The 25,676-nt window shown below is 58.3% G+C and carries 32 protein-coding genes; 25 read left to right on the top strand and 7 right to left on the bottom strand.

All coding sequences use genetic code 11. The annotated features are described in order from the left end of the window. Positions 1-212 precede the first annotated feature (212 nt). From GZH91_RS07445 to GZH91_RS07430, 4 genes are all read left to right on the top strand, one after another. Positions 213-548 (top strand): DUF883 family protein, encoded by a 336-nt coding sequence (locus GZH91_RS07445; protein WP_232522225.1) that lies wholly within the window; start codon positions 213-215, stop codon positions 546-548. A gap of 6 nt (positions 549-554) precedes the next feature. Continuing rightward, on the top strand, positions 555-947 hold the full coding sequence (locus GZH91_RS07440; protein ID WP_147072501.1) for a phage holin family protein: 393 nt from the start codon (positions 555-557) through the stop codon (positions 945-947). Continuing rightward, positions 944-1,222, top strand: coding sequence for a YqjK-like family protein (locus GZH91_RS07435; protein WP_147072502.1), 279 nt, complete (start codon positions 944-946; stop codon positions 1,220-1,222). The genes GZH91_RS07440 and GZH91_RS07435 overlap by 4 nt, the downstream gene beginning before the upstream one ends. Before the next feature lie 130 nt (positions 1,223-1,352). Beyond that, the gene (locus tag GZH91_RS07430; protein WP_307723877.1) at positions 1,353-1,547 is read left to right on the top strand and encodes a hypothetical protein; all 195 of its coding nucleotides are present in this window, start codon (positions 1,353-1,355) and stop codon (positions 1,545-1,547) included. A 147-nt stretch (positions 1,548-1,694) separates the two neighbouring features. On the opposite strand, the gene GZH91_RS07425 is transcribed toward GZH91_RS07430, so the two are convergent. Beyond that, a complete protein-coding gene (locus GZH91_RS07425; protein ID WP_147072506.1) occupies positions 1,695-3,035 on the bottom strand; it encodes a DEAD/DEAH box helicase in 1,341 nt (446 codons plus the stop codon). Positions 3,036-3,518: 483 nt separating this feature from the next. On the opposite strand from GZH91_RS07425, the gene GZH91_RS07420 reads away from it, so the two are divergent. Continuing rightward, positions 3,519-5,252 (top strand): bifunctional metallophosphatase/5'-nucleotidase, encoded by a 1,734-nt coding sequence (locus tag GZH91_RS07420; RefSeq protein ID WP_147072508.1) that lies wholly within the window; start codon positions 3,519-3,521, stop codon positions 5,250-5,252. 47 nt (positions 5,253-5,299) lie between these two features. Here the strand turns inward: GZH91_RS07420 and GZH91_RS07415 are convergent, their stop codons facing one another. From GZH91_RS07415 to tsaE, 4 genes are all read right to left on the bottom strand, one after another. Further along, complete coding sequence (locus tag GZH91_RS07415; RefSeq protein ID WP_147072510.1) at positions 5,300-6,124, bottom strand: NYN domain-containing protein; 825 nt, start codon at positions 6,122-6,124, stop codon at positions 5,300-5,302. Positions 6,125-6,133: 9 nt separating this feature from the next. Beyond that, positions 6,134-7,903 (bottom strand): DNA mismatch repair endonuclease MutL, encoded by a 1,770-nt coding sequence (mutL, locus tag GZH91_RS07410; RefSeq protein ID WP_147072512.1) that lies wholly within the window; start codon positions 7,901-7,903, stop codon positions 6,134-6,136. A 63-nt stretch (positions 7,904-7,966) separates the two neighbouring features. Next, positions 7,967-9,262 carry an N-acetylmuramoyl-L-alanine amidase gene (locus tag GZH91_RS07405; RefSeq protein ID WP_147072514.1) on the bottom strand — a complete coding sequence of 432 codons (1,296 nt, stop codon included), beginning with the start codon at positions 9,260-9,262 and terminating at the stop codon, positions 7,967-7,969. Next, positions 9,226-9,723 (bottom strand): tRNA (adenosine(37)-N6)-threonylcarbamoyltransferase complex ATPase subunit type 1 TsaE, encoded by a 498-nt coding sequence (gene tsaE / locus GZH91_RS07400; RefSeq protein WP_147072516.1) that lies wholly within the window; start codon positions 9,721-9,723, stop codon positions 9,226-9,228. The genes GZH91_RS07405 and tsaE overlap by 37 nt, the downstream gene beginning before the upstream one ends. On the opposite strand from tsaE, the gene queG reads away from it, so the two are divergent. From queG to GZH91_RS07300, 20 genes are all read left to right on the top strand, one after another. Then, positions 9,715-10,806, top strand: coding sequence for a tRNA epoxyqueuosine(34) reductase QueG (gene queG, locus GZH91_RS07395; protein WP_147072518.1), 1,092 nt, complete (start codon positions 9,715-9,717; stop codon positions 10,804-10,806). The genes tsaE and queG overlap by 9 nt on opposite strands. A 183-nt stretch (positions 10,807-10,989) precedes the next feature. Then, entirely contained in the window at positions 10,990-11,796 is an 807-nt protein-coding gene (gene murI, locus GZH91_RS07390) for a glutamate racemase (RefSeq protein ID WP_147072520.1), read from the top strand. A gap of 43 nt (positions 11,797-11,839) precedes the next feature. Continuing rightward, a complete protein-coding gene (locus GZH91_RS07385) occupies positions 11,840-12,466 on the top strand; it encodes a class I SAM-dependent methyltransferase (RefSeq protein WP_147072523.1) in 627 nt (208 codons plus the stop codon). Positions 12,467-12,633: 167 nt separating this feature from the next. Next, on the top strand, positions 12,634-13,380 hold the full coding sequence (locus GZH91_RS07380; RefSeq protein ID WP_147072524.1) for a ferredoxin--NADP reductase: 747 nt from the start codon (positions 12,634-12,636) through the stop codon (positions 13,378-13,380). Positions 13,381-13,604: 224 nt separating this feature from the next. Beyond that, the gene (locus GZH91_RS07375) at positions 13,605-14,420 is read left to right on the top strand and encodes a phosphate/phosphite/phosphonate ABC transporter substrate-binding protein (protein ID WP_161984209.1); all 816 of its coding nucleotides are present in this window, start codon (positions 13,605-13,607) and stop codon (positions 14,418-14,420) included. Further along, a complete protein-coding gene (locus GZH91_RS07370) occupies positions 14,417-15,877 on the top strand; it encodes a sensor histidine kinase (protein WP_147072528.1) in 1,461 nt (486 codons plus the stop codon). Before GZH91_RS07375 ends, GZH91_RS07370 begins: the two co-directional genes overlap by 4 nt. A 2-nt stretch (positions 15,878-15,879) precedes the next feature. Beyond that, on the top strand, positions 15,880-17,229 hold the full coding sequence (locus GZH91_RS07365; protein WP_147072530.1) for a sigma-54-dependent transcriptional regulator: 1,350 nt from the start codon (positions 15,880-15,882) through the stop codon (positions 17,227-17,229). A 161-nt stretch (positions 17,230-17,390) separates the two neighbouring features. Further along, positions 17,391-17,882 carry a YeeE/YedE thiosulfate transporter family protein gene (locus GZH91_RS07360; RefSeq protein WP_161984208.1) on the top strand — a complete coding sequence of 164 codons (492 nt, stop codon included), beginning with the start codon at positions 17,391-17,393 and terminating at the stop codon, positions 17,880-17,882. Between the two features lies 1 nt (position 17,883). Continuing rightward, the gene (locus GZH91_RS07355) at positions 17,884-18,582 is read left to right on the top strand and encodes a YeeE/YedE thiosulfate transporter family protein (RefSeq protein WP_147072534.1); all 699 of its coding nucleotides are present in this window, start codon (positions 17,884-17,886) and stop codon (positions 18,580-18,582) included. A 30-nt stretch (positions 18,583-18,612) separates the two neighbouring features. Beyond that, positions 18,613-18,921 (top strand): sulfurtransferase TusA family protein, encoded by a 309-nt coding sequence (locus GZH91_RS07350; protein WP_147072536.1) that lies wholly within the window; start codon positions 18,613-18,615, stop codon positions 18,919-18,921. 10 nt (positions 18,922-18,931) lie between these two features. After that, entirely contained in the window at positions 18,932-19,150 is a 219-nt protein-coding gene (locus GZH91_RS07345; RefSeq protein WP_147072538.1) for a hypothetical protein, read from the top strand. 100 nt (positions 19,151-19,250) lie between these two features. Next, positions 19,251-19,523, top strand: coding sequence for a hypothetical protein (locus GZH91_RS07340; RefSeq protein ID WP_147072540.1), 273 nt, complete (start codon positions 19,251-19,253; stop codon positions 19,521-19,523). An 11-nt stretch (positions 19,524-19,534) separates the two neighbouring features. Further along, the gene (locus tag GZH91_RS07335; RefSeq protein WP_147072542.1) at positions 19,535-20,509 is read left to right on the top strand and encodes a sulfurtransferase; all 975 of its coding nucleotides are present in this window, start codon (positions 19,535-19,537) and stop codon (positions 20,507-20,509) included. Next, on the top strand, positions 20,510-20,800 hold the full coding sequence (locus GZH91_RS07330) for a hypothetical protein (RefSeq protein WP_147072544.1): 291 nt from the start codon (positions 20,510-20,512) through the stop codon (positions 20,798-20,800). 8 nt (positions 20,801-20,808) lie between these two features. Then, entirely contained in the window at positions 20,809-21,087 is a 279-nt protein-coding gene (locus GZH91_RS07325) for a hypothetical protein (protein WP_147072546.1), read from the top strand. 13 nt (positions 21,088-21,100) lie between these two features. Next, positions 21,101-21,295, top strand: a complete 195-nt coding sequence (locus tag GZH91_RS07320; protein WP_147072548.1) for a hypothetical protein — start codon at positions 21,101-21,103, stop codon at positions 21,293-21,295. Between the two features lie 16 nt (positions 21,296-21,311). Continuing rightward, a complete protein-coding gene (locus GZH91_RS07315; RefSeq protein WP_147072550.1) occupies positions 21,312-22,244 on the top strand; it encodes a sulfurtransferase in 933 nt (310 codons plus the stop codon). A 6-nt stretch (positions 22,245-22,250) separates the two neighbouring features. Further along, a complete protein-coding gene (locus GZH91_RS07310; protein ID WP_147072552.1) occupies positions 22,251-22,889 on the top strand; it encodes a c-type cytochrome in 639 nt (212 codons plus the stop codon). 224 nt (positions 22,890-23,113) lie between these two features. Further along, complete coding sequence (locus GZH91_RS07305; RefSeq protein WP_147072554.1) at positions 23,114-23,716, top strand: uracil-DNA glycosylase family protein; 603 nt, start codon at positions 23,114-23,116, stop codon at positions 23,714-23,716. A 3-nt stretch (positions 23,717-23,719) separates the two neighbouring features. Continuing rightward, the gene (locus GZH91_RS07300) at positions 23,720-24,289 is read left to right on the top strand and encodes a DUF488 domain-containing protein (RefSeq protein ID WP_147072556.1); all 570 of its coding nucleotides are present in this window, start codon (positions 23,720-23,722) and stop codon (positions 24,287-24,289) included. Here the strand turns inward: GZH91_RS07300 and GZH91_RS18025 are convergent. Both GZH91_RS18025 and GZH91_RS07290 read right to left on the bottom strand, forming a co-directional pair. Continuing rightward, the gene (locus GZH91_RS18025; protein WP_223264538.1) at positions 24,241-24,807 is read right to left on the bottom strand and encodes an EAL domain-containing protein; all 567 of its coding nucleotides are present in this window, start codon (positions 24,805-24,807) and stop codon (positions 24,241-24,243) included. The genes GZH91_RS07300 and GZH91_RS18025 overlap by 49 nt on opposite strands. Then, positions 24,702-25,676, bottom strand: coding sequence for a 2Fe-2S iron-sulfur cluster-binding protein (locus GZH91_RS07290; protein WP_147072558.1), 975 nt, complete (start codon positions 25,674-25,676; stop codon positions 24,702-24,704). Before GZH91_RS07290 ends, GZH91_RS18025 begins: the two co-directional genes overlap by 106 nt.

Raw genomic sequence — 25,676 nt, 5'->3', positions numbered from 1 at the left:
TCGTTATGTGAGTGCGTAAAGGTAGCTTGCCAGAGCACGGCAGACAAGGCTCGCAGCAAAATAATCCTTTAATCCTAGGCATACATCCCGACTCGGTCTAAAGTATAAGCGGGTAGTCCGGACATTAGCGGATAGCCGTTATCACTACCATGGGTGCCTTGGTATTAAAAACGCGATACACGCATTTTATTAAACTTGATGGAGAAACAATCTTGAATACAAATAGAGTGGGCACAGAAACAGATCTTACCGACATCACCAAAGATCAGCTGATTTCTGATTTCAAGGTGGTGATTGCCGATGCCGAGGCCTTGCTCAAAGTCACAGCCAATCAAGGGGGTGAGGCACTGGCTGCGGCACGTACCAAAGCCGAAGCATCACTCGCCATCGCCAAAGCCAAGATAGCCGAGGCTCAGGATGCGTTAATGGAAAGAACCCGGGCGGCAGCGCGTGCCACCGATGATTATGTACATGAAAACCCATGGAGAGCGGTGGGCGTTGCCGCCGGCGTGGGTTTGGTAGTCGGGCTGTTGGTTGGTCGCCGCTAAACAGCAATGACAGCGGAAAACAATCCTGCCAGCAAAGGACTGCTCGATTCGCTGAAGGCCCTCACGGGCACGCTGATTGCCATCGTCTATACGCGTCTGGAGTTGCTCTCCACTGACCTGGAAGAAGAACGCGAGCGTCTGGCAATCCTGTTGATACTGATGCTGGTAGCGTTGTTCTGCATCGGCGTAGGGGTCATTCTTGCGGTTTTGCTGATTGTCGTGGCGTTCTGGGACACGCACCGCTTGCTGGTTCTGGCTGGATTCACCGGGCTGTTTTTGGTCGGAGGGCTTTCAGCATCCTGGATGGCGCTGCATAAGCTGCGCACCAAGCCCAGACTGTTTGCGGCAACCCTGGCCGAACTCTACCAGGACAGCGCACAACTGCCACCGCGCAGATGAAGCCTAACCTCGACCCGCTAGCGCAACGGCGCCGTCATCTGCAGGCACTGGCAGCGAGTCAGCGCGCCCAGCTTGGACGGCGCATCGAACGCCTGCGTGCTCCGCTGGCGCTGGTAGATCGCGGCGTGGAAGCGATTCGTTTTGTGCGACGCAACCCATTGCTATTGGCTGGCGCAACCACCCTGTTTGTCGCATTGCGCCAATATGGTTCTGGAAAATGGCTGCGCCGCGGCTGGCTGGCATGGCAGCTGGTGCGTAGATTGCGCAGGAAATGAACAAAAAAAAACGGGTAATTCTGTCGATTGGGTTTGCGGATCAAGTGTGCGGGAATGACAAGATCACAACCAGGCAGTGAATCCAGTGAATTTTCTTATTCAGGGGATAATTATGAACGCAGCAAGAATAATGGCGATCGTGTTAATTGTGGCTGGTGTCCTGGGGCTGGCATATGGCAGTTTCAGCTACACCAAGGAGACGCAAGAGGTCAAACTGGGTCCGCTCGAGCTTTCGGTCAAGAACAAGGAAACGGTCAATATCCCGGTCTGGGCAGGAGTGGGGGCAATAGCCGCTGGGGTGCTCCTGCTGATCGTACGCAAGTAGCGCCATCACCGCTGTCTGGCGCGATGGCGGCGTAATCATCTTGCATCCCTGTGGGCGCAGGATGATTACCGGTCTGCCTGATTCCTGTCCCTAAAACCGCAGGCCGGTCTTCGGGACTGTTGCGGCTCTCGGCCGCCTTGGCCTCATTCAGCGATTGCGTCCGCCCGTGCGGTGCAGCGCAGGCGCACGCGCGGCGGGTTTTGCACCGCCGCCGCTACTCCCGGCAGGTCGGCTCCCCGGTTGACCAGCGGGCCTGCCCGGTGCGCGTGTCCTGCCCTGTCCGCCGCCACGCGGCTGGTTGCCGCGCTGGCTGCCATTGAGTATCGGCTCCGGCTTGATGCGTGCGTCGGGTTCGAAGCCTGGCAAAATCTCGGCAGTTAAATCACGTTTGGTAAGCCTGGCAATATCCGCCAGCAGTTTGTGTTCGTCCACACAGACCAGCGACAGCGCTTCGCCTTCGCTGCCCGCGCGGCCGGTACGGCCGATGCGGTGTACATAATCCTCGGCCACATTGGGCAGCTCGAAGTTGACCACGTGCGGCAGTTCGCTGATATCGATGCCGCGCGCGGCGATGTCGGTCGCGACCAGCACCTGCAGGCTGCCGTCCTTGAATTCCTTCAGCGCACGCGTACGCGCCGCCTGGCTCTTGTTGCCGTGGATCGCCATGGCGGGAATGCCGTCCTTGCCGAGCTGCTCCGCCAGTCGATTGGCAGCATGCTTGGTACGGGTAAATACCAGCACCTGGAACCAGTTGTGTTCCTTGATGAGATGGGTGAGCAGTTCGCGCTTGCGCTCGCGATCCACCGCGTAGACTTTTTGCGAAATCAGCTCGGCAGTCGCGTTGCGGCGCGCCACTTCGATCATCGCCGGGTTGTTCAACAGGCTGTCTGCCAACGTCTTGATTTCGTCCGAGAAGGTCGCGGAAAACAACAGCGTCTGGCGCTGCCTGGGGATCAACGCCATGATTTTCTTGATGTCGCGGATAAAGCCCATGTCCAGCATGCGGTCGGCTTCGTCCAGCACCAGAATTTCGACCCTGGACAAATCCACCGTCTGCTGTTGCGCATGGTCAAGCAGGCGCCCCGGCGTCGCCACCAGGATATCCACACGGCTGCGCAGCTTCTGGATTTGCGGGTTGATGTTGACGCCGCCGAACATCATCATCGAGTTCAGCTTCAGATATTTGCCGTACTCACGCACGCTTTCTTCCACCTGTGCCGCCAGCTCGCGGGTGGGGGTGAGGATCAGCGCACGAATCGGCGGCCGGCCTTCGGACGGGCCTTTGACGGCCTTGTCGGAGAGGCGATGCAGGATAGGCAAAACAAAACCGGCGGTCTTGCCGGTACCGGTCTGCGCGCCAGCCAGCAGATCACCGCCGGATAGCACGGCAGGAACGGCCTGCAACTGTATTGGGGTAGGCTCGGTATAGCCGCGCTCGGTAACAGCACGGACGATTTCTTCGGACAAGCCGAGGGATGCGAATGACATAAATTTCCTAAGAAACAGATCGGCCTGTCGCTGCGCTTGCAGCGCCAGTCTTGGGCAGGCGGATGGGGTTTGAAAGCCGGATAGGCTGCGGTATAGGGACTGGAGCAAATGCCGCAGGCGTGCATTCTAACAGAGTGCCGGAATTTACGTTGATTTGCGGATCTGAGCATGTTTGACGCGAAACTGATATGGGGTAGGGTAAAAAAGCGGATTTTGATGTGAAAAACGTTGAACTTCCATCTTCGATTCAACGTAAAGAGCTGCATGATGTTTAGGCGACGCTTTGACGACGGCTCAGAAATAATGCAGGTGCTTACTAATAAGCGCGCTCATGAATGATCCATTTTTTCGATTATTTATTAAATTATATTCGAATATTAATGATAATTTCCACGGTATAGGATAGACGCTCGGCCGCTTTGCCAACCCCGCCAGGTGTTGTCTGCATCGCAGATATCAAATTCAAATATATAAAGGGTAGACATGAGATTCAAAAAAATTCACCTTGTTGCCAGTTTGTGCCTGGCTTTTTCCGCACTGGCGGAGGCGCAAGCCGGTACCGGAACTGGGGAAGTAACGTTTATTCATATGGGCGACCTGCATGGTCACTTGATTCCGCACCCGAATGTGCGTAGCGATGGCAATGGTCAAAGTGAGGGCGGTGTGGCACGCATTTACACGCTGATCAAAGATATCCGCCGTGCCAAGCCCGACCAAACCTTGCTGGTGAATACGGGGGATACCTTACATGGCGGCGCTGAAGCTTTGTTCACCCAGGGCGAAGCCATGATTAAAGTTTTGAACGCCTTTCATATTGATGCGTATGCACCGGGCAATTGGGACTATGTATACGGCGCGAATAAATTCATCGATTATTTCGCGGGCCAGCAAGCCAAAGCCAACTGGCACCCGATTATTTCCAATCTCTATTACGATAACTACCCCGGCGCCGAAGCCCGTACCGGACAAAATATTGCCGCTCCATACATCATCAAGACGATTAATGGTCTGCGCGTCGGGATCATTGGTTTTACCAGCGACCGCGGACCACAGGCCGGCGATCCGAATATCACCAGGGGTCTGAAATTCACCAATGGCGAGGCCGAGTATGAGAAATACGCAAAACTGTTGCGGGAGCAGGATGTCGATCTGGTGGTTGCCATCTCCGAACTGGGGTTGCATGGCAATCTGACGCTGGCCAATCGGATTCCGGGTGTTGACATTATTCTGTCCTCTGATAAGCATGAAATTACGCCCAAACCTATTGTGTCCAAGTACGGCACGCTGGTCGTCGAGCAAGGCATGGACGGTCAGGTAATCGGTGAACTTGGTGTGCGTGTAGTCAAGGGCAAGGTGGTCAGCAATAAATATATTTCTCACCGCATCACCGATCGGATCAAGGAAGATCGGGGCATAGCAGCACTGGTCAAATCGGTGCGTCAACCCTATGTTGCTGGACCCCAGTTCCGTGCCGGGGAGATTAAAAACCCCATAAGTGGAGCTCGTCTGCGCTACCCTATCGACACAGTCATCGGTCAGACGGAAATCCCGTTGTACCGCAGTAATTTCAGCGATGAGGCCATGCCTGGGGTGATCGAAGGGAGTTCACATGATTTCCTGACGGATGCTTTCCGCGTCATGACCGGCGCTCAATTGGGGGGGATTACCGGGTTTCGTTATGGCACTACCATAGCAAAGGGACCCATCAAAATGGAGGATCTCTATCACTTCATGCCGATTGGCCCGCAAATCGCCAAAGGCGAATTGACCGGTGCACAAATCAAGAGGACTCTGGAAGGAAAACCTCAAGGTGAACAAGGGCGTACAAGCGAATGGGTCAATGGTTGGACGGCGGGTTATAGCGGCCTGACTGCCGATTTTGATCCACGGGCGGCACAGGGAAATCGTGTCAGTAATATCCGGGTTAATGGCAAACCCCTGGATCCTAACGCCAGTTACACGGTTGGCGGTTTTTATTACGATCTGGTGCCTAATCTGATCAATCGCGTCCCGGCTAAAAACATTGTTGTGCTGAAGGACCAGGACGGTAGCATTCTGGATGGTACCGATGTGGTGAAACGCTACGTGGAAACGCTGCCCGCCAAAACGGTTAATAGCGAGACACTGCAACTCGATCGTATCCGTCTCATCAATCCATTGCCCCAGGAAGAACATGGCATACGAGAAATTCAACCATTGGGATCAAACGTTATGTAAGGGACACCGGGGGCTGGTATTTTCGCTTACCTACGCTGTGCGGGGCCTTACTTATCGGATCCCGGCAACCGCACAATGTAGCCCCCCTTCTCGGCACGGGTCAGCGCGAGCAACTTGTGTTGCTGTGCGTCTTCCAGCAGATCGCTGAAAGTGCGGTAACCGTAATAGGACTCGTTGAAGTCGGGTTTGCGCCGCTTCATGGTCTGCTTGACCATCGAGGCCCACATTTTTTCTTCCTCGCCGCGCTCGGCCAGCAGGGCTTCGACGGTTTCGACCACGAGGTCGAACGCTTCCTGCTGCTTGTCGTTTTCGCTCCGTGGCGAGGGTTTCTTTGCCGTGTCGTTGGCGGATTTGTCGGGGGTTTTCCGCACCGCACGTTTCTTCTGCGCTTCCTGTTCGCGCACCAGATCGTCGTAGAAAATGAATTCGTCGCAGTTGGCAATGAGCAGGTCGGAGGTGGAGTTCTTGACCCCCACGCCGATCACCAGCTTGTTGTTCTCGCGCAGCTTGGACACCAGCGGCGAGAAATCCGAATCGCCGCTGATGATGACGAAGCTATCCACATGCGACTTGGTGTAGCAGAGGTCCAGCGCGTCGACCACCATGCGGATGTCGGCGGAGTTTTTGCCGGACTGGCGCACGTGCGGAATCTCGATCAGCTCGAACGCCGCCTCGTGCATCGGCGCCTTGAATTCCTTGTAGCGATCCCAGTCGCAATAGGCTTTCTTGACCACGATGCTGCCCTTGAGCAGCAGGCGTTCCAGCACCTTCTTGATGTCGAACTGGGCGTACTTGGCGTCGCGCACCCCGAGCGCGATGTTCTCGAAATCGCAGAACAGGGCCATGTTGTTGATTTCATTGCGTTCCGACATTGCTATCTCCTATTTTCCGCGCATGAACATTTTGTCCAGTTCCGCCAGACTGATCTGAAACCAGGTGGGCCGGCCATGATTGCACTGGTTGGCGCGCTCGGTAGTTTCCATTTCGCGCAACAGCGCGTTCATTTCGGTAATGCTTAATTGCCGGTTGGCGCGCACCGCACCGTGACAGGCGAGCGTGCCAAGCAGCTCGTTGCGGCGTTCGGTGAGCACGCGGCTGGCGCCCCATTCGCGCAATTCGCGCAGCACATCGCGGGCGAGTTGCGCGGGGTCGGCGTTTTGCAGCAACCGCGGCACGGCGCGTACCGCGAGACTGGTGGGAGACAGCGGTGCGATCTCGAAGCCGATTTCATGCAGGGCTGCCGCGTGCTGTTCGGCAGCCGCCACGTCCAGCGCATCGGCCTGGAAGGCGGCGGGGATCAGCAACGGCTGGCTCGCCACCGCTTTTTGGTCGAGTGCGGTCTTGAGCTTCTCGTACACCACGCGTTCGTGCGCGGCATGCATGTCCACCAGCACCAGGCCGGCTGAATTCTGGGCGAGGATATACACGCCGTGCAACTGGGCGATGGCGTAGCCCAGCGGGTGGGCGGCCGTTTCTTCCACCTGCGCGGCAGCGGTTTGGGGCAGCGGCAGATCGCGCATCATCAGGTCGTAAAAAGTTGCCGGCTGCGCCACGCCCAGCGGCATCGGCGCCTGATAAGGCGCGCCAGAGGAAAACACCGGACGCGCGGCATGGCTGGCAGGCTCGGGGCGGGCCAGTTGCGCCTGCGCCGCCGGGTTCTCGCCACCGCGCCCGGCCAGCGCCTTGTTCAGTGCGTGGTAGAGAAACTGGTGCACGGCGCGGCCGTCGCGGAAGCGCACCTCGATCTTGGCCGGATGCACGTTCACGTCCACCAGCGCCGGGTCGAGGTCAAAAAACAGGCAATACGCCGGGTGGCGATCGTGGTGCAGCACGTCGCGGTAGGCCTGACGCAGCGCGTGGGCGATGAGCTTGTCGCGCACGAAACGGCCATTCACAAAAAAATACTGGGCATCGCGACTGGCGCGCGAATAAGCGGGCAGCGCACTCATGCCGGTGAGGCGCAGCCCGGCAGCAGATTCGTCTATCTCCAGCGCGCAGGCAGCGAATTCATCACCCAGCAACGCACCGATGCGGCGACGCGCGTCCTCGCTGCGCAGGTGATGCTGGGCACGGCCATTGTGCTGCAGGCTGAATGCCACATCCGGCCGCGCCAGCGCAATGCGCCGAAATGCTTCCTCGCTATGGCCGTATTCGGTGGCCTCGGATTTGAGAAATTTGCGCCGTGCCGGGGTGTTGAAGTACAGGTCGCGCACTTCAATGGTGGTGCCCGCGGCCAGGGCCGTGGGCTGAGGTTCCCCGGGCCGGCCGCCGTCCGCTAGTACCTGGTGGGCATGGTCGGCGCCAACCGCCCGGCTCGCCAGGCGCACCCGTCCCACCGCTGCGATGCTGGCCAGCGCTTCGCCGCGAAACCCCAGACTGGCAACACGCTCCAGGTCCTCCAGGCTGGCTATCTTGCTGGTGGCGTGGCGCGCCAGGGCAATCTGCAATTGCGCCGAAGCAATGCCAGCACCGTTATCCGCCACGCGCATGAGCTTGATGCCACCCTGCTCCAGCTGCACGCGAATCTCGGTCGCACCCGCATCCAGGCTATTTTCCAGCAGTTCTTTCAACGCCGACGCCGGGCGTTCGACCACCTCGCCAGCGGCAATCTGGCTGATCAGCAAATCGGGGAGGAGCTGTATGACGGACATGGGCTATCCAGAAGTTGACGCCCAATTATACCCGGCTGGCCAGCCCGGCCGGGTATGAAAAAATCAGGAATTCACCGCCAGCTTGGCGCGGATGGTGGCCGGATTGGTAGCGAAAAAGCGCTGGATGCCATCCACGATGGCCGTTGCCATTTTGTCCTGATACGCGTCGTCAGTCAGGCGCCGCTCTTCCTCTGGGTTGGAAATAAACGCGGTTTCCACCAGGATGGACGGGATATCCGGTGCCTTGAGCACGGCAAAACCCGCCTGCTCGACCCGGCCTCTGTGCAGGTGGTTGATGTCGGACAGCTCAGTCAGCACCGCACGCCCGAGACGGCGGCTGTCGTCGTTGGTTGCCGTTTGCGACAGGTCAATCAAAGTGCGCGCCAGGTTTTTGTCTTTCACCCCCACGTTCACCCCACCCACCAGATCGGCGTCGTTTTCGTTCTTCGCCAGCCAGCGCGCAGCGGCGCTGGTGGCGCCATGCTCGGACAGGGTAAACACGCTGGAACCGCGTGCATCCCGGTTGACAAATGCGTCGGCGTGGATGGATACGAACAGGTCGGCATTGATTTGGCGCGCTTTGTCCACGCGCTCGCCCAGCGGAATGAAATAGTCACCATTGCGGGTAAGCACGGCTCGCATGTTCGGTATGGCGTCGATCCTGGCCTTGACGCGTTTGGCTATGGCCAGGGTGACATCCTTTTCGTTGGTGCCATTGGCACCATGCGCACCGGGATCGATGCCACCATGGCCGGGGTCAATCATCACGGTAATCAGGCGCGTGATCTGGAATTGCGGCTTTTTGTCACGCGTACCGGCTGATTTCTCTTCCTTCCGCGAATCGTTAGCCGGTGCGGAAATCCCGGGCCTGACCGGGGCTTCCGCAAGCGGCTCCGCGGGAGAACTGTTGGCACCGGGTAATTGCGCGTTGGCCGGGTAAACATCCAGCACCAGCCGATTACCATACTCACCTGCGGGTTTGAGGCTGAATACATTGGGCTTCACCTCGCCGCGCAGATCCAGCACCAGGCGCATCACGCCAGGGCGGTTGACCCCCGCGCGCAAGCCGGCGATCCACGGGTCGTCTGCGCCGATTTTTCCAGCCAGATCCTGCAATGCGGGCGAGGGTTCCACATCTTCCAGATCAATCACCAGGCGCTCCGGATTGCTCAGCGTGAATAGCTTGTAGCTGATCGGCCTGGACGATTCCAGCGTGAGCCGGCTGTAGTCGGCAGACGGCCAGTAGCGCACCGCATCGACCGCATTGGCGGCCCAGCCCAGTATCGGCGCAAACAGCAGCGCCGCCAGCAATACCCAACTGGTTATGGATGTATTGTGTCTCGCAGTTGACTTAACCATCGCTTGCCCGCCTCCGTTTCCGCCTTCAGTTCGGCTGTTCTACCACCATCCCGCATTCTCAGCAGCACCCGCATATCCGGCCTGGGGAGCCAGTCTCCGGCTTTTTCAGGCCACTCCACCAGGCAAATGCTGTGTGCATTGAAATATTCTCTGAACCCCGCTTCTTCCCATTCTATTGGATCGGCGAAGCGATATAAATCAAAGTGATATAAATTTAACCTAGAAATAGCATAAAGCTCAACCAAAGTATAGGTCGGGCTCTTGACTTTTCCCTCGTATCCGAGCCCGCGCATGATGCCCCGGACGAGCGTGGTTTTGCCCGCACCCAGGTTGCCGTCAAGATAAAACACCAGGCCAGGCACCAGTATCCGCGCCATGTCTGCGCCCAGGGCAAGGGTTGCAGCCTCATCTGGCAGGTGTAGTGTCAGCTGCGGCAGGGTATCATCGGCGGGATGGATCATGGTGAACTCGATTTAGCGGGATTGGTATGGGATATCAAGGCGTGGGGGCGGGAACTTGGTTTTGGAGCCGTGGGCATCACCGATTGCGCGCTGGACAACACCGAGGCGGAACTGCTCGCATGGCTGGATAAAGGCTACCACGGCGAGATGGATTATATGGCAAAACACGGCGTCAAACGCGCCCGCCCCGCCGAACTGGTACCCGGCACGCTGCGCATCATCTCAGCACGCATGAACTACCTGCCGCCACAAGCCGCAGAGAGCTGGACGGTAATGGGCGACGGCGATCTCGCTTTCATTTCCCGCTATGCGCTGGGACGCGACTACCACAAGGTGCTGCGCACCCGCCTGCAACAACTGGCGACGCGCATCGAGGCCGCCGTGGGCGCATTCAGCTACCGGGTGTTCACCGATTCCGCCCCGGTGATGGAAGTGGCGCTGGCTGCCAATGCCGGACTGGGCTGGCGCGGCAAGCACACCCTGCTGCTGGATCGCGACGCGGGCTCATGGTTTTTTCTCGGCGAAATCTATACCGACCTGCCGCTGCCGGTGGACAGCCCGGCGTCCGCGCACTGCGGCAGTTGTCAGGCCTGCCTCGATATCTGCCCCACCCGGGCCATCGTCGCCCCCTACGAACTGGACGCACGGCGCTGCATCTCCTACCTCACCATCGAGCACCCCGGCAGCATCCCCGTTGTGCTGCGCCCGCTGATGGGCAACCGCATCTACGGCTGCGACGACTGCCAGCTGGTGTGCCCGTGGAACCGCTTTGCCAGAACCAGCGAGCTGGCGGATTTCTCGGTACGCAACGGTCTCGACGGCGCCGCGCTCGCGGCACTGTTCGCCTGGAGCGAACACGATTTCGACACCCGTCTGCAAGGCAGCGCAATCCGCCGCATCGGTTATGAACGCTGGCTGCGCAACATCGCCGTGGCGCTGGGCAACGCGCCCACCAGCGACGCGGCTGTCGATGCCCTGCACAGCCGCGCCGGCCACCCCTCAGCGCTGGTGCGCGAGCATGTACAATGGGCGCTGTCGAGACATATTGAAGCTGCCAAACTTGAAAGACATGGACAGGATTAACAAGATTTCTCAGGATTTACGGGATGTTTCCAAGAGGCAGCTGTAGTCATGTAGGCATATTGAAAACTTGGCCAGCCAGTCGCTTACAGAACGGAGGCTCGGCGAAAAATCAATGTTTATTGTTTTATCCTGTCAACCCTGAGAAATCCTGTTAATCCGGTCCATCATTTCCCCATCATCACCATGAAAATCGATCCCAAACAGCCCATTGGCGTATTCGACTCCGGCATCGGCGGGCTCACCGTGGTACGCGCCCTGATGGAGCGCCTGCCGTTCGAGAACATCGTCTACTTCGGCGATACCGCACGCGTGCCCTATGGCGTCAAATCGGTGGAAACCATCGCCCACTACACCACCCAGATCGCCGAGTTTTTGCTGGAAAAACAGGTCAAGGTGCTCATCATCGCCTGCAACACCATGGCCGCCGTCGCCGCCCAGGTGGTGCGCGACTTATCCCCGGTACCGGTACTGGATGTGATCGAAGCCGGGGCCATCGCCGCCGTGGAGGCCACCCGAACCCGCCAGATCGGCGTCATCGGCACCCCCACCACCGTCAACAGCAACGCCTACGCCCGTGCCATTCAGGTCATGGCATCCGACGCGCGCATCTACTCCCAGGCCTGCCCGCTGTTCGTGCCGCTGGTGGAAGAAGGCTGGCTCGACCACGAAGTCACCCGTCTCACCGCACAGGAATACCTCAAACCGGTGCTGGCGGAACACATCGATACGCTGGTGCTGGGCTGCACCCACTACCCGCTGCTCAAGCCGCTGTTGCAGAACGTGATGGGTAAAGACGTGAAACTGGTGGACTCCGCCGAAGCCATGGCCGCACGCACTGCCGCCTTATTGGCGGAACAAGGCCTGACCAACACCGACCCCACCCTGCCACGCTACGAGTTTTATGTCACCGATGTGCCGGTAAAATTCCAGACCATCGGCGAACGCTTCCTGGGACGCTCGCTGAATCACGTGCATGTGGTGAAGTGGTAATGATTGGCGGCAATCCAGGCCTGTCTATCCGGAAATAATCAGCATGAAACTTAGCCCGCAGGATCTGGAAAAAATCTCCAAACTCACGCTGCAGCACTATAACCAGCGATGCGGGGATTTCTGGGAAGGGACACGCCATCATGATGTGAGTCAGAACATCGCCGCCCTGCTGCAATATCTCGAGGGCGAGCCGCCCTATACCTTGCTTGATTTTGGCTGCGGGCCGGGACGCGATCTCAAGGTGTTTGCCGAACTTGGCCACCGCGCGGTAGGTCTGGACGGCGCCGCGCAGTTTGCAGAAATGGCGCGTGCGCATAGCGGCTGTGAAATATGGCTGCAGGATTTTCTGAAGCTGGACTTGCCGCATCATCACTTCGATGGGGTGTTTGCCAATGCCGTGCTGTTTCACGTTCCCAGCCAGGAATTGCCTTCCGTGCTGCTGCAATTGCACGCGACGCTGAAACCGCGCGGCGTATTGTTCAGCTCGAACCCGCGCGGCAATAACACGGAAGGCTGGAACGGCGGGCGTTACGGCGCTTATTACGATCTGCAGACCTGGCAGCGGTATATGTCGGATGCCGGTTTTATTGAGCTGACCCACTATTACCGCCCAAGCGGTTTGCCGCAGGCAGAGCAGCCCTGGCTGGCAAGCGTGTGGCGGAAACCATAAGGGGTACGCCGGAATACTGCCGCTCCTACCACTGAGGTGAACAGCGCTTTCACACTGCCCGGTGCGCATGTCGTAAAATGGCAAGAACCACAGGCAAAAACGATGGTCAATAATATATTGGCCGGGTGTTTGTGCCCGCCTTGTAATCAAATTCTGGAGAGTTGCATATGCCTTACTCGGAGCAAACGGTTACCGCGGTGCGGCCCTGGTCGGATCGAACCTTCAGCCTGACGCTCACGCGCCCGGCCGACTTTGCGTTCGCCAACGGCGAGTTCGTGACCATTGGCCTTAAACAGGAAGGCAAGCTCATCGCGCGCGCCTATTCCATTGTCTCAACCCGGGATGACGACCATCTGGAATTTCTCAGCATCCATGTGCCGGATGGTCCGCTGACCAGCCGCCTGGCCAAGGTGCAGCCTGGCGATTCGGTCTGGGTAAACAGCAAGACCACCGGTTCGCTGACGCTGGCGCATGTGTTGCCCGGGCGCAATCTCTATCTGCTGGCCACCGGTACCGGCCTGGCACCCTTCATGAGCATGATCCGCGATCCGGCCACTTACCATGCCTACGAAAAAGTCATTCTGGTACACACCGTGCGCAACGTGGCCGAACTGGCCTATCGGGATGAACTGGAAAGCAGTGCGGGCGACAAACTGCGCTATGTGCCGACCGTGACGCGCGAGCCTTTCGCGCGCAGCGGCCGCTGCTCGGACCTGTTCATCTCCGGTGAGCTGTTCAAGGAACTCGATCTGCCACAGGCCGATCCGCAGCAGGATCGCGTACTGATCTGCGGCAATCCCGATATGAATCGCCAGATGACTGCGCACCTGCGCGACACCGGCTGGACCATGACCAATCACCGGGGCATAGGCAATTTCAGCGTGGAAGCCGCCTTCGTCATCCAGCACACCTGAGCGGAAGGGAAACAAGAAGGCAAAATTTAAGACCTTTCACTGGGCTTGATTTTTGCCTTTTGCCTTTTGCCTTTTGCCTTTTGCCTTTTGCCTTTTGCCTTTCCAGAACAAACCGCGTCGCTTATATTTGAGGCGCAGGGGCCGAGCCTGCTACCATACGGCGACTTATGAGATGGCGCTTGTTCTGCTCAGAAACCCGCAGCCGGATAGCACGGGTTACGTGCGTGGCAGTCTTTTTGATGCTCGCGGGTGCATGTCTGCCTTCCTTCGTTGCCCACGCCCAGCCACCTGACTTACCTCCTTACCGCTTCGGCGTGCTGCCCCTGCAAAGCCCGAACAAGCTGGCATCCATGTTCCTGCCGCTGGCCAAGGTGCTGGGAGATCGCCTGCACCGCCCGGTGCAATTTGTAACCGCTCCGAGTTTTTCTGTTTTTATGCAACGCGTCGCACAGCGGGAATACGACATTGTGTACCTCAACCCCATGCTTTTCGCCGAAGCGCAAAAATCCGGCTATCACGTTGTGGCCAAAATAGCGGGGGAACCCTTCACCGGCATCCTGGTGGTGCGCCGTGACAGCAGCATCACCGAACTTGCCGCGCATCGTCTGCCACCGGGACTGCGTCTGGGTTTTCCCGACCCCGGCGCTTTCGCGGCGACCGTGATGACGCGACGTTACCTGGAAACCCTGGGCATCATGGTAGACAAGGATTTCAAGGTGAAATATTTCGGTTCTCAAGACTCCGTGCTGATGGCATTGTATTCCGGGCTGGTGGATATCGCCGGCACCTGGAAGCCTTCCCTGCGTTCCATGCCGAAAGACGTCCAGCAAGCGCTGCGGATCGTCGCCGAGACCCCGCCGCAGCCGCAGATGCCGATTGCCGTGCGCGGCGACATGCCCGCGCATGACGCGAAAACGGTTGCCGAGGTTCTGGTAGATCTAAGCAGCACGCCGGACGGTCGGCGGATTCTTCGCGGCATGGAACTTCCCCAGGGCTTCGTGCTCGCCGACGATAGCGAGTATGCCAAGGTGGGTAAATGAGCGTGCCCGAATCCGGTCATCCCTCCATCGCGCCTGCCAGAACTGCGAAAACAACCACCGGATTCACCCATACCCTGCGTTTCCGCCTGATGCTTTCGGTAGCGCTGGTACATGTCGTGCTGATGGGCGTATTCGTCGCCGACGCGGTACAGGAGCAGTCGGACAGAATCCAGGCCGAGCTATACAGTCGCGGACGTTCCCTGGTTGCCCTGACCGCAGTGGCATCCACCAATGCCCTGCTCACCGAGGATCTCGGGGCGCTCGCGGAAATCATTCAGCGGGTCAAAAGCCAGCCCGATGTGGTGTATTGCGAAATTTTGGACTCACGCGGGCGCGTGCTGGGGACTACCCATCCGGAACGGCTGGGTAAAGAACTGCCATTGCTGGTCGCCAAACCGGAGCAGTTCCCGCTGGCAGCAGGTGACCATATCCTCGATCTGCAAGAGCGGATTCGTATTGCCGGCCAGACAGTCGGCACCGTTACGCTCGGACTGTCCACCGTCCGCATGGACTCCGCCTTGGCCAGAACCTGGCGCGAGGGCTTGTTTTTCATTCTCGCGGCACTGATAGTGGGTAGCGCTGCCGCATGGGCGCTTTCCCTGCTCACCACGCGCGGGCTGCACAACATGATGGAGGCTGCGCGCAAGATCAGCCGGGGCGACCTTGACGTGAGGGTTCCCGCCAATTCACAGGACGAGGCGGGCATGCTGGCCATTGCTTTCAATAACATGGTGGCTTCGCTCAAGCGTGCCTCGGAAGATGCCGCCCAGGAGCACGAACGGCGCACCCAGGCGGAACGGCTCGCTTGCGTGGGCGAAATGTCGGCTACCATTGCCCATGAAATACGCAATCCGCTATCCGCGATTATCAATTCGGTCAACCTGCTGGGTGGCGACGCCTTGAACCGGGAAGAGCGCACCCAGGTGATCTCCATCCTGAACAACGAATCCGGGCGTTTGAGCCGCATCCTTGGCGATTTCCTGGATTTCGCCAAAATTCGCGAATCGGAGCCGACACGCGCCGACCTGAAAGGGCTAATCGAGGAAATCGCCAACATGCTGTATCAGGATCATCGGACGGGAAAGCATCTGCATCTTACCGTTAGCTGTGCGCCGGATGCGCAAACAGCGGTTTTCGATCGCGACCAGATGCGCCAGGTATTGTGGAATCTCATGCTGAACGCGCTGCAATCCATGCCCGAAGGCGGCGAACTGTCGGTACGGACGCGACGCGACGGAGAGAAAATAATGGTGAGCATTGCGGACACCGGCTGTGGCATCGCGCCGCAGTTCCTGGAAAAAGTCACCAAGCCCTTCGTCTCCAGCCGCAAGGGCGGCACCGGCCTGGGCCTCGCCATCGTGCAACGTATCCTGGTGCAGCATGACACTCAGCTTGACATCGTCAGCAAGCAGGGTGCCGGCACCGAAGTCAGTTTTCAATTGAACGGCGTGAGCTAACCATGGCGACCATACTGATCGTGGACGACGAGTTTTCCATCCGCAAAACACTCGGACTGCTGCTGAAGACGGACCAGCATCTGGCCCTGGAGGCAAGCAATCTGGCAGCTGCCAAAGCCTGCCTGGACAAGCATATCGTGGATCTGGTGATCACCGACATGCGTATCGGGGAGGAAAGCGGCCTGGACCTGCTAACCTACCTGAAGGAGACCGGTTACGCGGCGGAGAGCATCATGATGACCGCCTACGCTTCCATCGAAACCGCGGTAGAAGCCATGCGTCTGGGTGCCTACGATTACCTCACCAAGCCGATCAACCCGGACGAGTTGTTGTTGCGGGTGCGCAAAGTGCTGGAGAAAAAATCCCTGAGCGAGGAAGTCACCCGTTTGCGCGGGGAATTGTCCGGACGTGGCAAATTCGGCCATATCGCCGCACGCAGTCCACGCATGGTGGAGATTCGGCAAATCGTCGAACGCATCCGGGACCGCGACCTGCCTGTGCTGATCACCGGAGAAACGGGCACCGGCAAAGAAGTTCTGGCGAACGTCATCCATAGCGTCAGCGCCCGCAGCCACGGTCCCTTGGTCGCGATCAATTGCTGCACATTGCCGGAAGAGTTGCTGGATTCAGAACTGTTCGGTCACATCAAGGGCTCGTTTACCAGCGCCACTTCGAACCGCAAGGGGCTGTTTCAGCAAGCGCATGGCGGCACGCTTTTTCTGGATGAGATCGGCGACGTCAGCCCGCGCCTCCAGGCAAAACTGCTGCGTGCCCTGCAGGAGGGAGAGGTGCGCCCGGTCGGCAGTGAAACCCCGATCAAGGTAAACGTGCGCATCATCGCGGCGACCAACTGCGATCTGGAGGAAATGGCGAACCAGGGAAGCTTCCGCCGCGATCTGCTGTTCCGCCTGAACGTGCTCCCCATCCATATCCCCCCGCTGCGGGAAAGACGCGAAGACATTCTGCCGCTGATCGATCACTTCCTTGGCCTGGAGCGCAAACAGCTGGGGCGTAACGATCTCAATCTGAGTCCGGCCGCCCGGCAAAAACTGGTCGAGTACGATTGGCCGGGCAATGTTCGGGAATTAAAAAATGTCGTGGAGCGCAGTTTTGCGCTCCACGGCGGACCGGTTCTGGAAGCGCACGAAATCTCGCTGTCGATGAAACCGAATGCGCTGGATACAGCGGAGAAGAACAAAACCCTGGCCCAGACGGAAGCCGAACACATCCGGCGCATATTGGCCGAAAATCACGGCAACCAGGTTGCCGCCGCCCGCGTTTTGGGCATCAGCCGCTCGACGTTGCGCAGAAAACTGGAAGAAATGAATCTTTTATCCCCTGCCCAATTCTGACCCATCCCTGTAGCATTTTAAATCACATTACTGCACATTTTTTCTGTGCATTCACATCAACATATTGAATATAATAAATAATATGTTCATGGCATAACCATTGCTTATGGTATATCAACACGCTTCCAATAGCGTGACCATAAGACCTAATGGAGAGCCGGATGGAGCTATTCAAAAAAACCCTTAATCCTGTTGCGGCGCTGGCGATCATCGCCGTGCTCGACATATTTCTGTTTCTGGTTGTCGGCGCATGGACTGTCGGCGGCGGCGAAACCATGATGACCGGGCTTATCGCCAAATTCTTCATGGGCGGCGCCATCGATCGTATCCCGTTCTGGAACGTGGCATTCCCGCCAGACCCCTACTACTGGAAGATTTACATCAGTCTGGGAATGGTGTTTGGCGCCTTTGTGGGCGCAGTCCTCAGCAAGGAGTTCTGCTGGCGCATGCCGCACCGCCTGACGGAATGGGTAATGATCACCATCGGCGGGCTGCTCATGGGGATCGGCATCAGGCTTGCCTTCGTGTGCAATGTGAGCACATTTTTCGGGCTTACGCCGGAGATGAACCTGGGCGGTTACCTGGCGGTGAGCGGCATTCTGGCCGGCACCTGGGTCGGCACCTGGATTTACAAGAAAAATCTGGAGGGATGAAATGACACCTTTGGCAGAATGCCTGACGGCGTTTATCTTTGGCACCACCGTGGGACTGCTGGTGCAGCGCTCGCGCTACTGCAACGTGGCGGCCCTGCGCGATGCCATGCTGTTCAAGACCTATCGCAATACCAAAGCCATGCTGGTGGCGATGATGATCATGACGCTGGGATTTACCGCCTTCATCACCATCGGCGCGGGCAAGCCCATGTATTTCGATGTCGGCTTGAACACCTTCATCGGACTGTTTCTGTTTGGCCTTGGCATGGTGCTGGCCGGTGCATGTACGGTGTCCACCTGGGTCAAGGCGGGAGAGGGAAACATCGGCGCGATCTGGGCGCTGCTGTTCACCTTTATCGGCATGTTCCTGTTTTCACTGTTCTGGTCCTTCGACTTCTGGCCGCCCGCGCCGCAGACCATGACCGGCACCCCTAATCTTGCGGGGCTGCAGTTCGGTTTCGCCAATGCGGCAACGCTGCAGAGCAAGACCGGTATCCCGGCAATCGTATTTGGCGCGTTACAGACGCTGGTCCTGTTCGGCATCTACCGTGCGATCCTGAAGCGGGAGCGTGCGGAGGTGCCCGAGCCAGAAGCCGCGGCCATCGAATCAGCAGCCTGTGACGCCTGGGCCGAGGCACCCGTAGAGCCTGCCGTGCAAGGTGCCATGGCGGCGAGGGCGGAGTCTGTCCAGCCGGCATAACGGAATTGTAAAAACATTAAGGAGCAAACGATGGGACTTTTCAGCAAAAAAACCGAGCCAGCACATGGCGCAGGACAATCGACGCAGGCGGTGTTGCCGGACGGCACCAGGCTTGTCATCAAACAGCAGATCAACTGTCTGGGCGACTCCTGCCCGCGTCCCCAGTTGATGACGAAAAAGGCGCTCTCCACGGCGGTTCCGGGTGACGCCTTTGAGGTCCTGATTGACAACGCCACTTCCATGGAAGCCATTCCACCCATGATGAAAGATCTGCGTAGCTCGCACCTTGCCACCGTCAGGGCGGACCGTTGCTGGCATGTCTATGTGCGTAAAGATTGAGGAAACGGCGATGCGCTTCGCAAAATTGCAAATGGTGGTGTTTTCGGTACTGTCGGCTGCCGTGACAGTAGGTGGCCTGGCATACATCTTCATGGAACACCCGGCCTATCTTCAGGCTACCCGGCAAGGGGTGCCCTACTTCACCCCCCCGGTCATCAATCCCGCCGATGGCAAGGCACTGGATTTGAACATGCTGGTCAGGCATTACCAGGGAAAGGACAAATCATGACACTGGATTTTGCAACCATTCTGCAGATCGTCATGTTTGTGGTGGCTTTCTATATCACCTATGTCTGCCTTGCCAAGGACGTTTTCTGAGGGCGCTCGCGATGAAGAAAGAAATTTTGATTTTTTGGCTGGTGGCCCTGGCTATCGGCTTCGGGCTGGCGGCGCTGCTGTACCGCTACGCTGCTGTAACATCCGACGTGCTGGCAAAATCACGCATTCCCCAGCCCATGGAAAGCATGCAGGACGTCAATTTAGGCAGTGCCTATGGGACGGTATCGGTCACCGACCTGGTCGGCTATTACATCGAACATCCACCTGCGCCGAAAGGTACTGCCGCAGCAGACGATGGTCAGCACCGGTTTGGCGGATGTTGAAATAGCTGGCCATGCGTAAATGTTTCCCGATCCTTTTCGCCATGCTGTGGATGGCGCAGACCGGGAGTAGTCAGGCTTCAGACGCTGCGTTCGGCTACACCGATCATGCGTCGAATCTGATCGGCAGTGTGACAGTAGTGGACGCGCGCGCTGAGAACGCCTGCCTGCGTTACACCGTGCGCGGCGCCCACTGCCTTCCCGCTGCCGATTTTCTTGGCCCGCACGGACGCCTCGCGAGCTTTCGCGAAATCTATTGGCTTTTGGGAACCGCCGGATTGTCGGAGAAAGCGCATGTACTGGTAGTCGGTGATGATCCTACCGAGCGTGATTTCGTGGCGGGCATGCTGTATCTGTGCGGCCAGGAGAAAGTGTCGATTCTCTCCATCCCCGTCGCCCGGAGAGCGGGTCTGGAACAGACCCAAATGGGACAGGGCACGGGCCGCGGGATGACGCGCAACCCAATTTACCAGGGTGTCGTGCGCGAAGACCGCATCGTACTGCGCAACGAGCTGGCGCAAGCATTGGCGGCAACCCATCCACCGCTATTGCTGGATGGGCGCAGCGAGGACGAGTACTGGGGAGAACGGATTCGGGCCCTGCGCGGCGGCCATCTGCCGGGAGCGCAATCCTTGCCGATTCCCAAGGCGCGCGGGCAACTGGCCCAGGGAGCCTGGCAGCTGCCGTTGCGGGATGGATTGGTCGTATACGCTGACGACCCATTCGAATCGGTTGCCTACTTTACCTTGCTGCGGGCTGGCGCGGGCGTGGATGCGCGGGTTTTCCCAGACGGCTGGGTGGATTGGGCGAACCACCCGGCGTTGCCGATGGACTCCGTTACTTATCCGGATCCTGTGCTGGCCGGCGCGCCTGCGAAGCGACCAGCAGAGCAGGCGAAGCCTGGTCAAATTGTGCTGGTGCTTGGCGGTATCTTTATGCTGGCCGCGTTTTCAGCAGGATTTTTCTACTTGGGAAAAAGGAGAAGCTAGTTGGAAATGCTGTTCGTGATATCAACCGACCAGGGAGGCGAAATTCTGGCGCCGCTCGCACATGCCTGCATCAGAAAAGGAATCATGTGGGGCTGTTTTTTCACCAATGATGGCGTTCGGCTGCTTGCCGACAGCAGCATTCGAAGCCTGATGGACGCGGCAAAGCCAGCACTCGCCTGCGAGCACTCGTGGCAACGCTTCATGGCGGGGGAAAGCTGTCCCGTGGAACTCGGCAGCCAAACCAGCCACAGCGCCCTGCTCGCAAGCGCGGCCAGGGTCGTCACAATTTGAGGCGAAAAATGACCGGACCCATCAAGACAATCCTGCTTCTCGGGCGGCGTGATCACGCGGAGGCTATGCGGGTAGCCGCTGGCTTGACGATTTTCGGCCATCGGGTACGCCTGGTGTTCATGAATGCTCCGGTGGCAGACACGCCGGAAAATGCTGAGCAGTTTGACCTGCTGGAGTTGGCCGATATTGCTCCGGAAACTACGATAGCCGAGGAGCAACTTCCCTGGCTGGATAGTGCTGCGCTGGCTGAAGCCATGCTGGAAGCCGATTGCATAATGAGTTTTTGATGATGGTGCAAAAATGAATGGAATGGATGTGGTGGTGCTGGATACAGCGATTTTTCCCGATCGGGAAACACTGGATAAAGCCATCGAGCATTTGCAGAAAACCCAGCGCGTGTGGCGCTTTGACGCCGCGCACACGGGCAATAGCGACCGCGATTGGGATCAGGCGCTACTGCGCCTGCTCGAGGCCGGCCGGATCATCGTCGTTTAACCAAGGAGGAGAAATCATGAAACGGATTTTGCTTTTGACTGTTGTTTGGCTGGCCACCGCCAGTGCAGCCGCATTCGCCGCGACCGATGGCCCGCTCGTGGACACCAACTGGGTCAAGCAGAACTCCTGCAGGGCCGGCGTCGTGGTCCTGGATATCCGCAACGAACTTGACGGCCACTCCAAGATGGATTATCTACGCGGCCATATTCCCTGCGCCGTGTATAGCGACTACATGAAAGATGGCTGGCGCGCCAAGGTGAACAATATCCCCGGCATGCTGCCGCCGCTTCCGCAGATTGAGAAACTCATCGGCAGCCTGGGCATCGACGGCAACACCCACGTGGTGATCTATTCGGCGGGCAGCAACGCCCTGGACATGGGCAGCGCCACCCGCGTTTACTGGACGCTCAAGGTGCTCGGGCATGACGACGTTTCCATCCTGAATGGCGGCTACGCCGCTTACACTGCGGATAAGGCCAACAAGATTGAAACCGGCATGAACCAGCCCAAGCCGAAAACCTTCGTGGCGAAATTCCGCAAGGACATGTATCCCACCGAGGCAGACGTGGAAAAAGCCAGGAAACAGGGCATCCTGCTTGTCGACAACCGTCCCAGCGACCAGTACCTGGGGGTAAACCGGACACCCGCCACGGTGAAGCGCAACGGCACCATTCCAGGCGCAAAGAATCTGCCGGAGAGCTGGCTCACCGACAATAACGGCGGCAAATTCCGCAGCGTGGCCGAGCTGGAAAAACTGTACAAGGATGCCGGCATCCCTCTCAAGGGAGAAGAAATCAATTTCTGCAATACCGGCCACTGGGCTTCACTCGGCTGGTTCGTTTCCAGCGAGCTGCTCGGCAATAAGCTGGCCAGGGTATACGACGGTTCGATGGCCGAGTGGAGCGCAGATCCGAAGGCGCCCATAGAGCAGAAAATCAAGGTGGAATAAAATCCTGTGTCAATAGGGCGCATCCTGGTCGCGCTGGTATTGCTCGCCACGGCCCCGCCTGTATGGGCGAGCGGGGAGCATGAGCGGCGCTTGCGGGTGGAGATCGCTGTGTTGCATGGCGACACCAGAATCCTGATCGATCCCGCGACGCCGCCGCTACGGCGTCAGGGCTTACGGCAACGTATCCGCAGCAGTCTCGGAACACTGGGGATGCTGGCGCGCTACGCCGTTCAGGAAGGCCAGCAGCCGCAGCCTGGGTTAAGGAAACAAGTCGCCGGCTTGCGCGTCCTGTTTGCCACCAAGAACATCCGGGCATTCGCACTGCGGCTTGGTCAACTCAAATCGAGCCTGCCATTGGACATGTCCGGTTTTTCACCCCTGACAGCAACCCCTGCGCGTTTGCGTACCGGCCGGTCGATTTATCAGAGCCTGTGCATAGGCTGCCATCAGAACCCCGACCGGACTCAGCCCAATCCGGCCCCTGATCTTTTCTCCATGGCTGCGATCATGCCACGGGACGAATTTGTCGCCCGCATGCTCGGCGGCATCCATGGCGTGCACCTGACTACGCTGCAAAACCCATTTACCGACGAAGAAATTGCGAGCATGACAGCATTCTTCGACCAGGCGCAGCCGGGCAGATAGACAGAAAAAAGATTCAAAAATTGTACCACCTTCGCCGCCGCTTCCTCACGGCCTGGTTTTCCTTTTATTGCATTGGATTAGCACCGCTTTCAGTACCATGCGAATGTTTCGAGTGATCGTCGGCACTCCGCTTGTGACGGGTGCGTAAAGAAGCGCATGATCGACATATACCTTATCCGCCTCCACGCCGGCCGGCTCGATCTGCAAGAGAGAGTAAAATTATTGTGCCTGGAACAGCTTATCCCACCCTCGAAGCGCTGCTGGCTGCAGTGCGCGATTGCCGTGCGTGCGAGGCGCATCTGCCGCTCGGCCCACGTCCTGTGCTGCATGCCGGGAACACGGCCCGCATCCTGATTGTGGGGCAGGCGCCCGGCGTACGCGTGCACACAACCGGCATTCCCTGGGACGACCCGAGCGGGAAACGCCTGCGCGCGTGGATGGGTGTGGACAAGGACGTCTTTTACGATGCTTCGCGCATCGCAATCATTCCCATGGGCTATTGCTATCCGGGACGAGGCACTCACGGCGATATGCCGCCGCGCCGTGAATGCGCAACACTGTGGCTCGACCAGTTGCTGGCCCAGTTGCCGCAGATCAAGTTGACCTTGCTTATCGGTCAATACGCACAACGCCACTTTCTCGGACCTCGCCGCAAATCGACATTGGCTGAAACGGTCAAAAACTGGCGGGAATATGCTCCACAATACCTTCCGTTGCCTCACCCATCGCCACGCAATCAGCCATGGCTCAAGCGCCATCCCTGGTTTGAGCAGCAACTCGTAGCGGTGCTGCGCGCACGAGTCGAAACCCTGACCACGCCAAGTTAAATCATGACGAATCAGGACACCCGTTCTGTCGTTTTGACCGTAGGCCATTCAACGCGGTCTCTGGAAGCGTTTATTGCGCTGCTCAAGGCCCACTCGGTGACCAGCCTTCTTGACGTGCGTACCGTGCCGCGTTCACGCCATAACCCGCAGTTCAACCGCGAGACATTGCCGGACGCGCTGCTGACGGCCGGGATCGGCTATACCCACGTTGCTGGCCTGGGAGGCTTCCGCCATACCGATTCGACGTCACCGAACAAGGGCTGGCGAAACGCATCGTTTCGTGGTTATGCCGACTACATGCAGACTCCTGAATTTGCGAAGAATCTGACAAGCCTCATTGAACTGGCAAGTAAACAGCGAATTGCGTTGATGTGCGCCGAGGCCGTGCCGTGGCGCTGCCATCGTTCGCTGATTGCCGATGCGCTAGTAGTACACGGCATCCGCGCCGAGGAAATCATCAATGAGGCGCGCCGCCAGGTGCACACCTTGACGCCTTTTGCCAAGGTGACCGGCACGACCATCACTTACCCGCCACAAGAAGCGCCACTCCTGAACCCATCGTCCGGCGAATAGACCGGAGTGCACCTGCCACTGCCGCGTCTGGAGACGCTGCATGAGCAACACCAGATCGCGGGAGGCTGCTTTCGGTAATTTCCAATCCAGGTAGTATGCTTCAAGTCCCGCGACATTAAGGGTTTGCTCGACAATCTGCACCAGATCTTGTTGCATGAATTGTTTTGCGGACAGGTTAACGGCCACGCGCATGCCAGGCAGGCGATGCTCGGCACCCATTCGTCGATGGGCCCGATTAGACCGGTTTCTGCAGCCAATGGGATAAATTCTGCGGGAAGCGTCATGCCTCCCGCAGGTCGGTGCCAACGCAGCAATGCTTCCGCACCTATCACACGGCCTGATTTCAGATCGATTTGAGGTTGGTAATGCAACACGAGCTGGATTTCTTCATGCTGTGTCCAATGTATTCGAATTAAGCCGCAGCCAGCGTAAAGGCATCGGCATAAATGTCTTTCATGGCGGCACCTGTCAAAAACGTCTTCTTCCTGCCTGTTTTTACCATCTCGGGGTTGCCGCATAGAAACACCCGCCATCCCGCCAGTTTTCCGATGTCCGCCAGCGCCACATCGAGGGCACGACCAGGGGCATAAGCGTCCCCGGGTATTGCGTCACCGGAAATACAGGGAGTGTAGCTGAAATTGTCGTGGCGCTCTGCCAGTGCGCGCAGTTCGTCCACCAGATACAGCCCTTGCGGATTTCTGCTGCCGTGGTAGAGCCTGATCGGCCCGGTGTGGCCCTGCTCAAGCGCATCGCGGGCAATGCCATACAGCGGGGCAAGCCCAGACCCGGTTCCAATCAGCAGGATGGGCTGTTGCGGGTTGCCTGGCACATAAAAGCAATTGCCTACGGCTGAGCTGATCTCGACGACATCGCCTGGTTTGAGCTTGTGATGGGCCCAGCTGCTCACCCGGCCGTCGGGCACCTTGCGGATATGCAATTTGAGATGCGGGTCGCGCGCCGGAACGCTGGCCAGCGAGTAACTGCGTCCCAGTGTCGCATCCTTGAACAGATTGATGAACTGCCCCGCCCGGTAGTCGAGCGGATTTTCACAATGCAGTCCCACGCAGATGATTTCGTGGTTGAGCGGTTCAATGCTGTGCACGGTCGCCTGGATGCGTGCGACGCCTGCATCCGGCAGGGTAATTTCCATGTCTTCCCGGGGGTGGCAGCTGCAGGCAAGAAAATAATGCTGCGCCTTCAGCGTTTCCTTCAATCCATTTTGCGAATCAGCCGGCGCATTGCCAGTTACAGACCGCATCAAACAGGTCTGGCATATGCCGCTGCGACACGAGGATGGGATGGATACGCCATGCCCAGTCAGCGCATCGAGTACCGACTGATTTTCAGCACAGTGATAGGTATTGCCGTTGAAAGACAGGTTGGGCAT

Origin of the sequence: Sulfuriferula plumbiphila (genome assembly GCF_009938015.1) — a bacterium.
GTDB lineage: Bacteria > Pseudomonadota > Gammaproteobacteria > Burkholderiales > Sulfuriferulaceae > Sulfuriferula > Sulfuriferula plumbiphila.
Note: the sequence above shows the minus strand (reverse complement) of the source record. Positions and strands in the feature narration are given on the sequence as shown.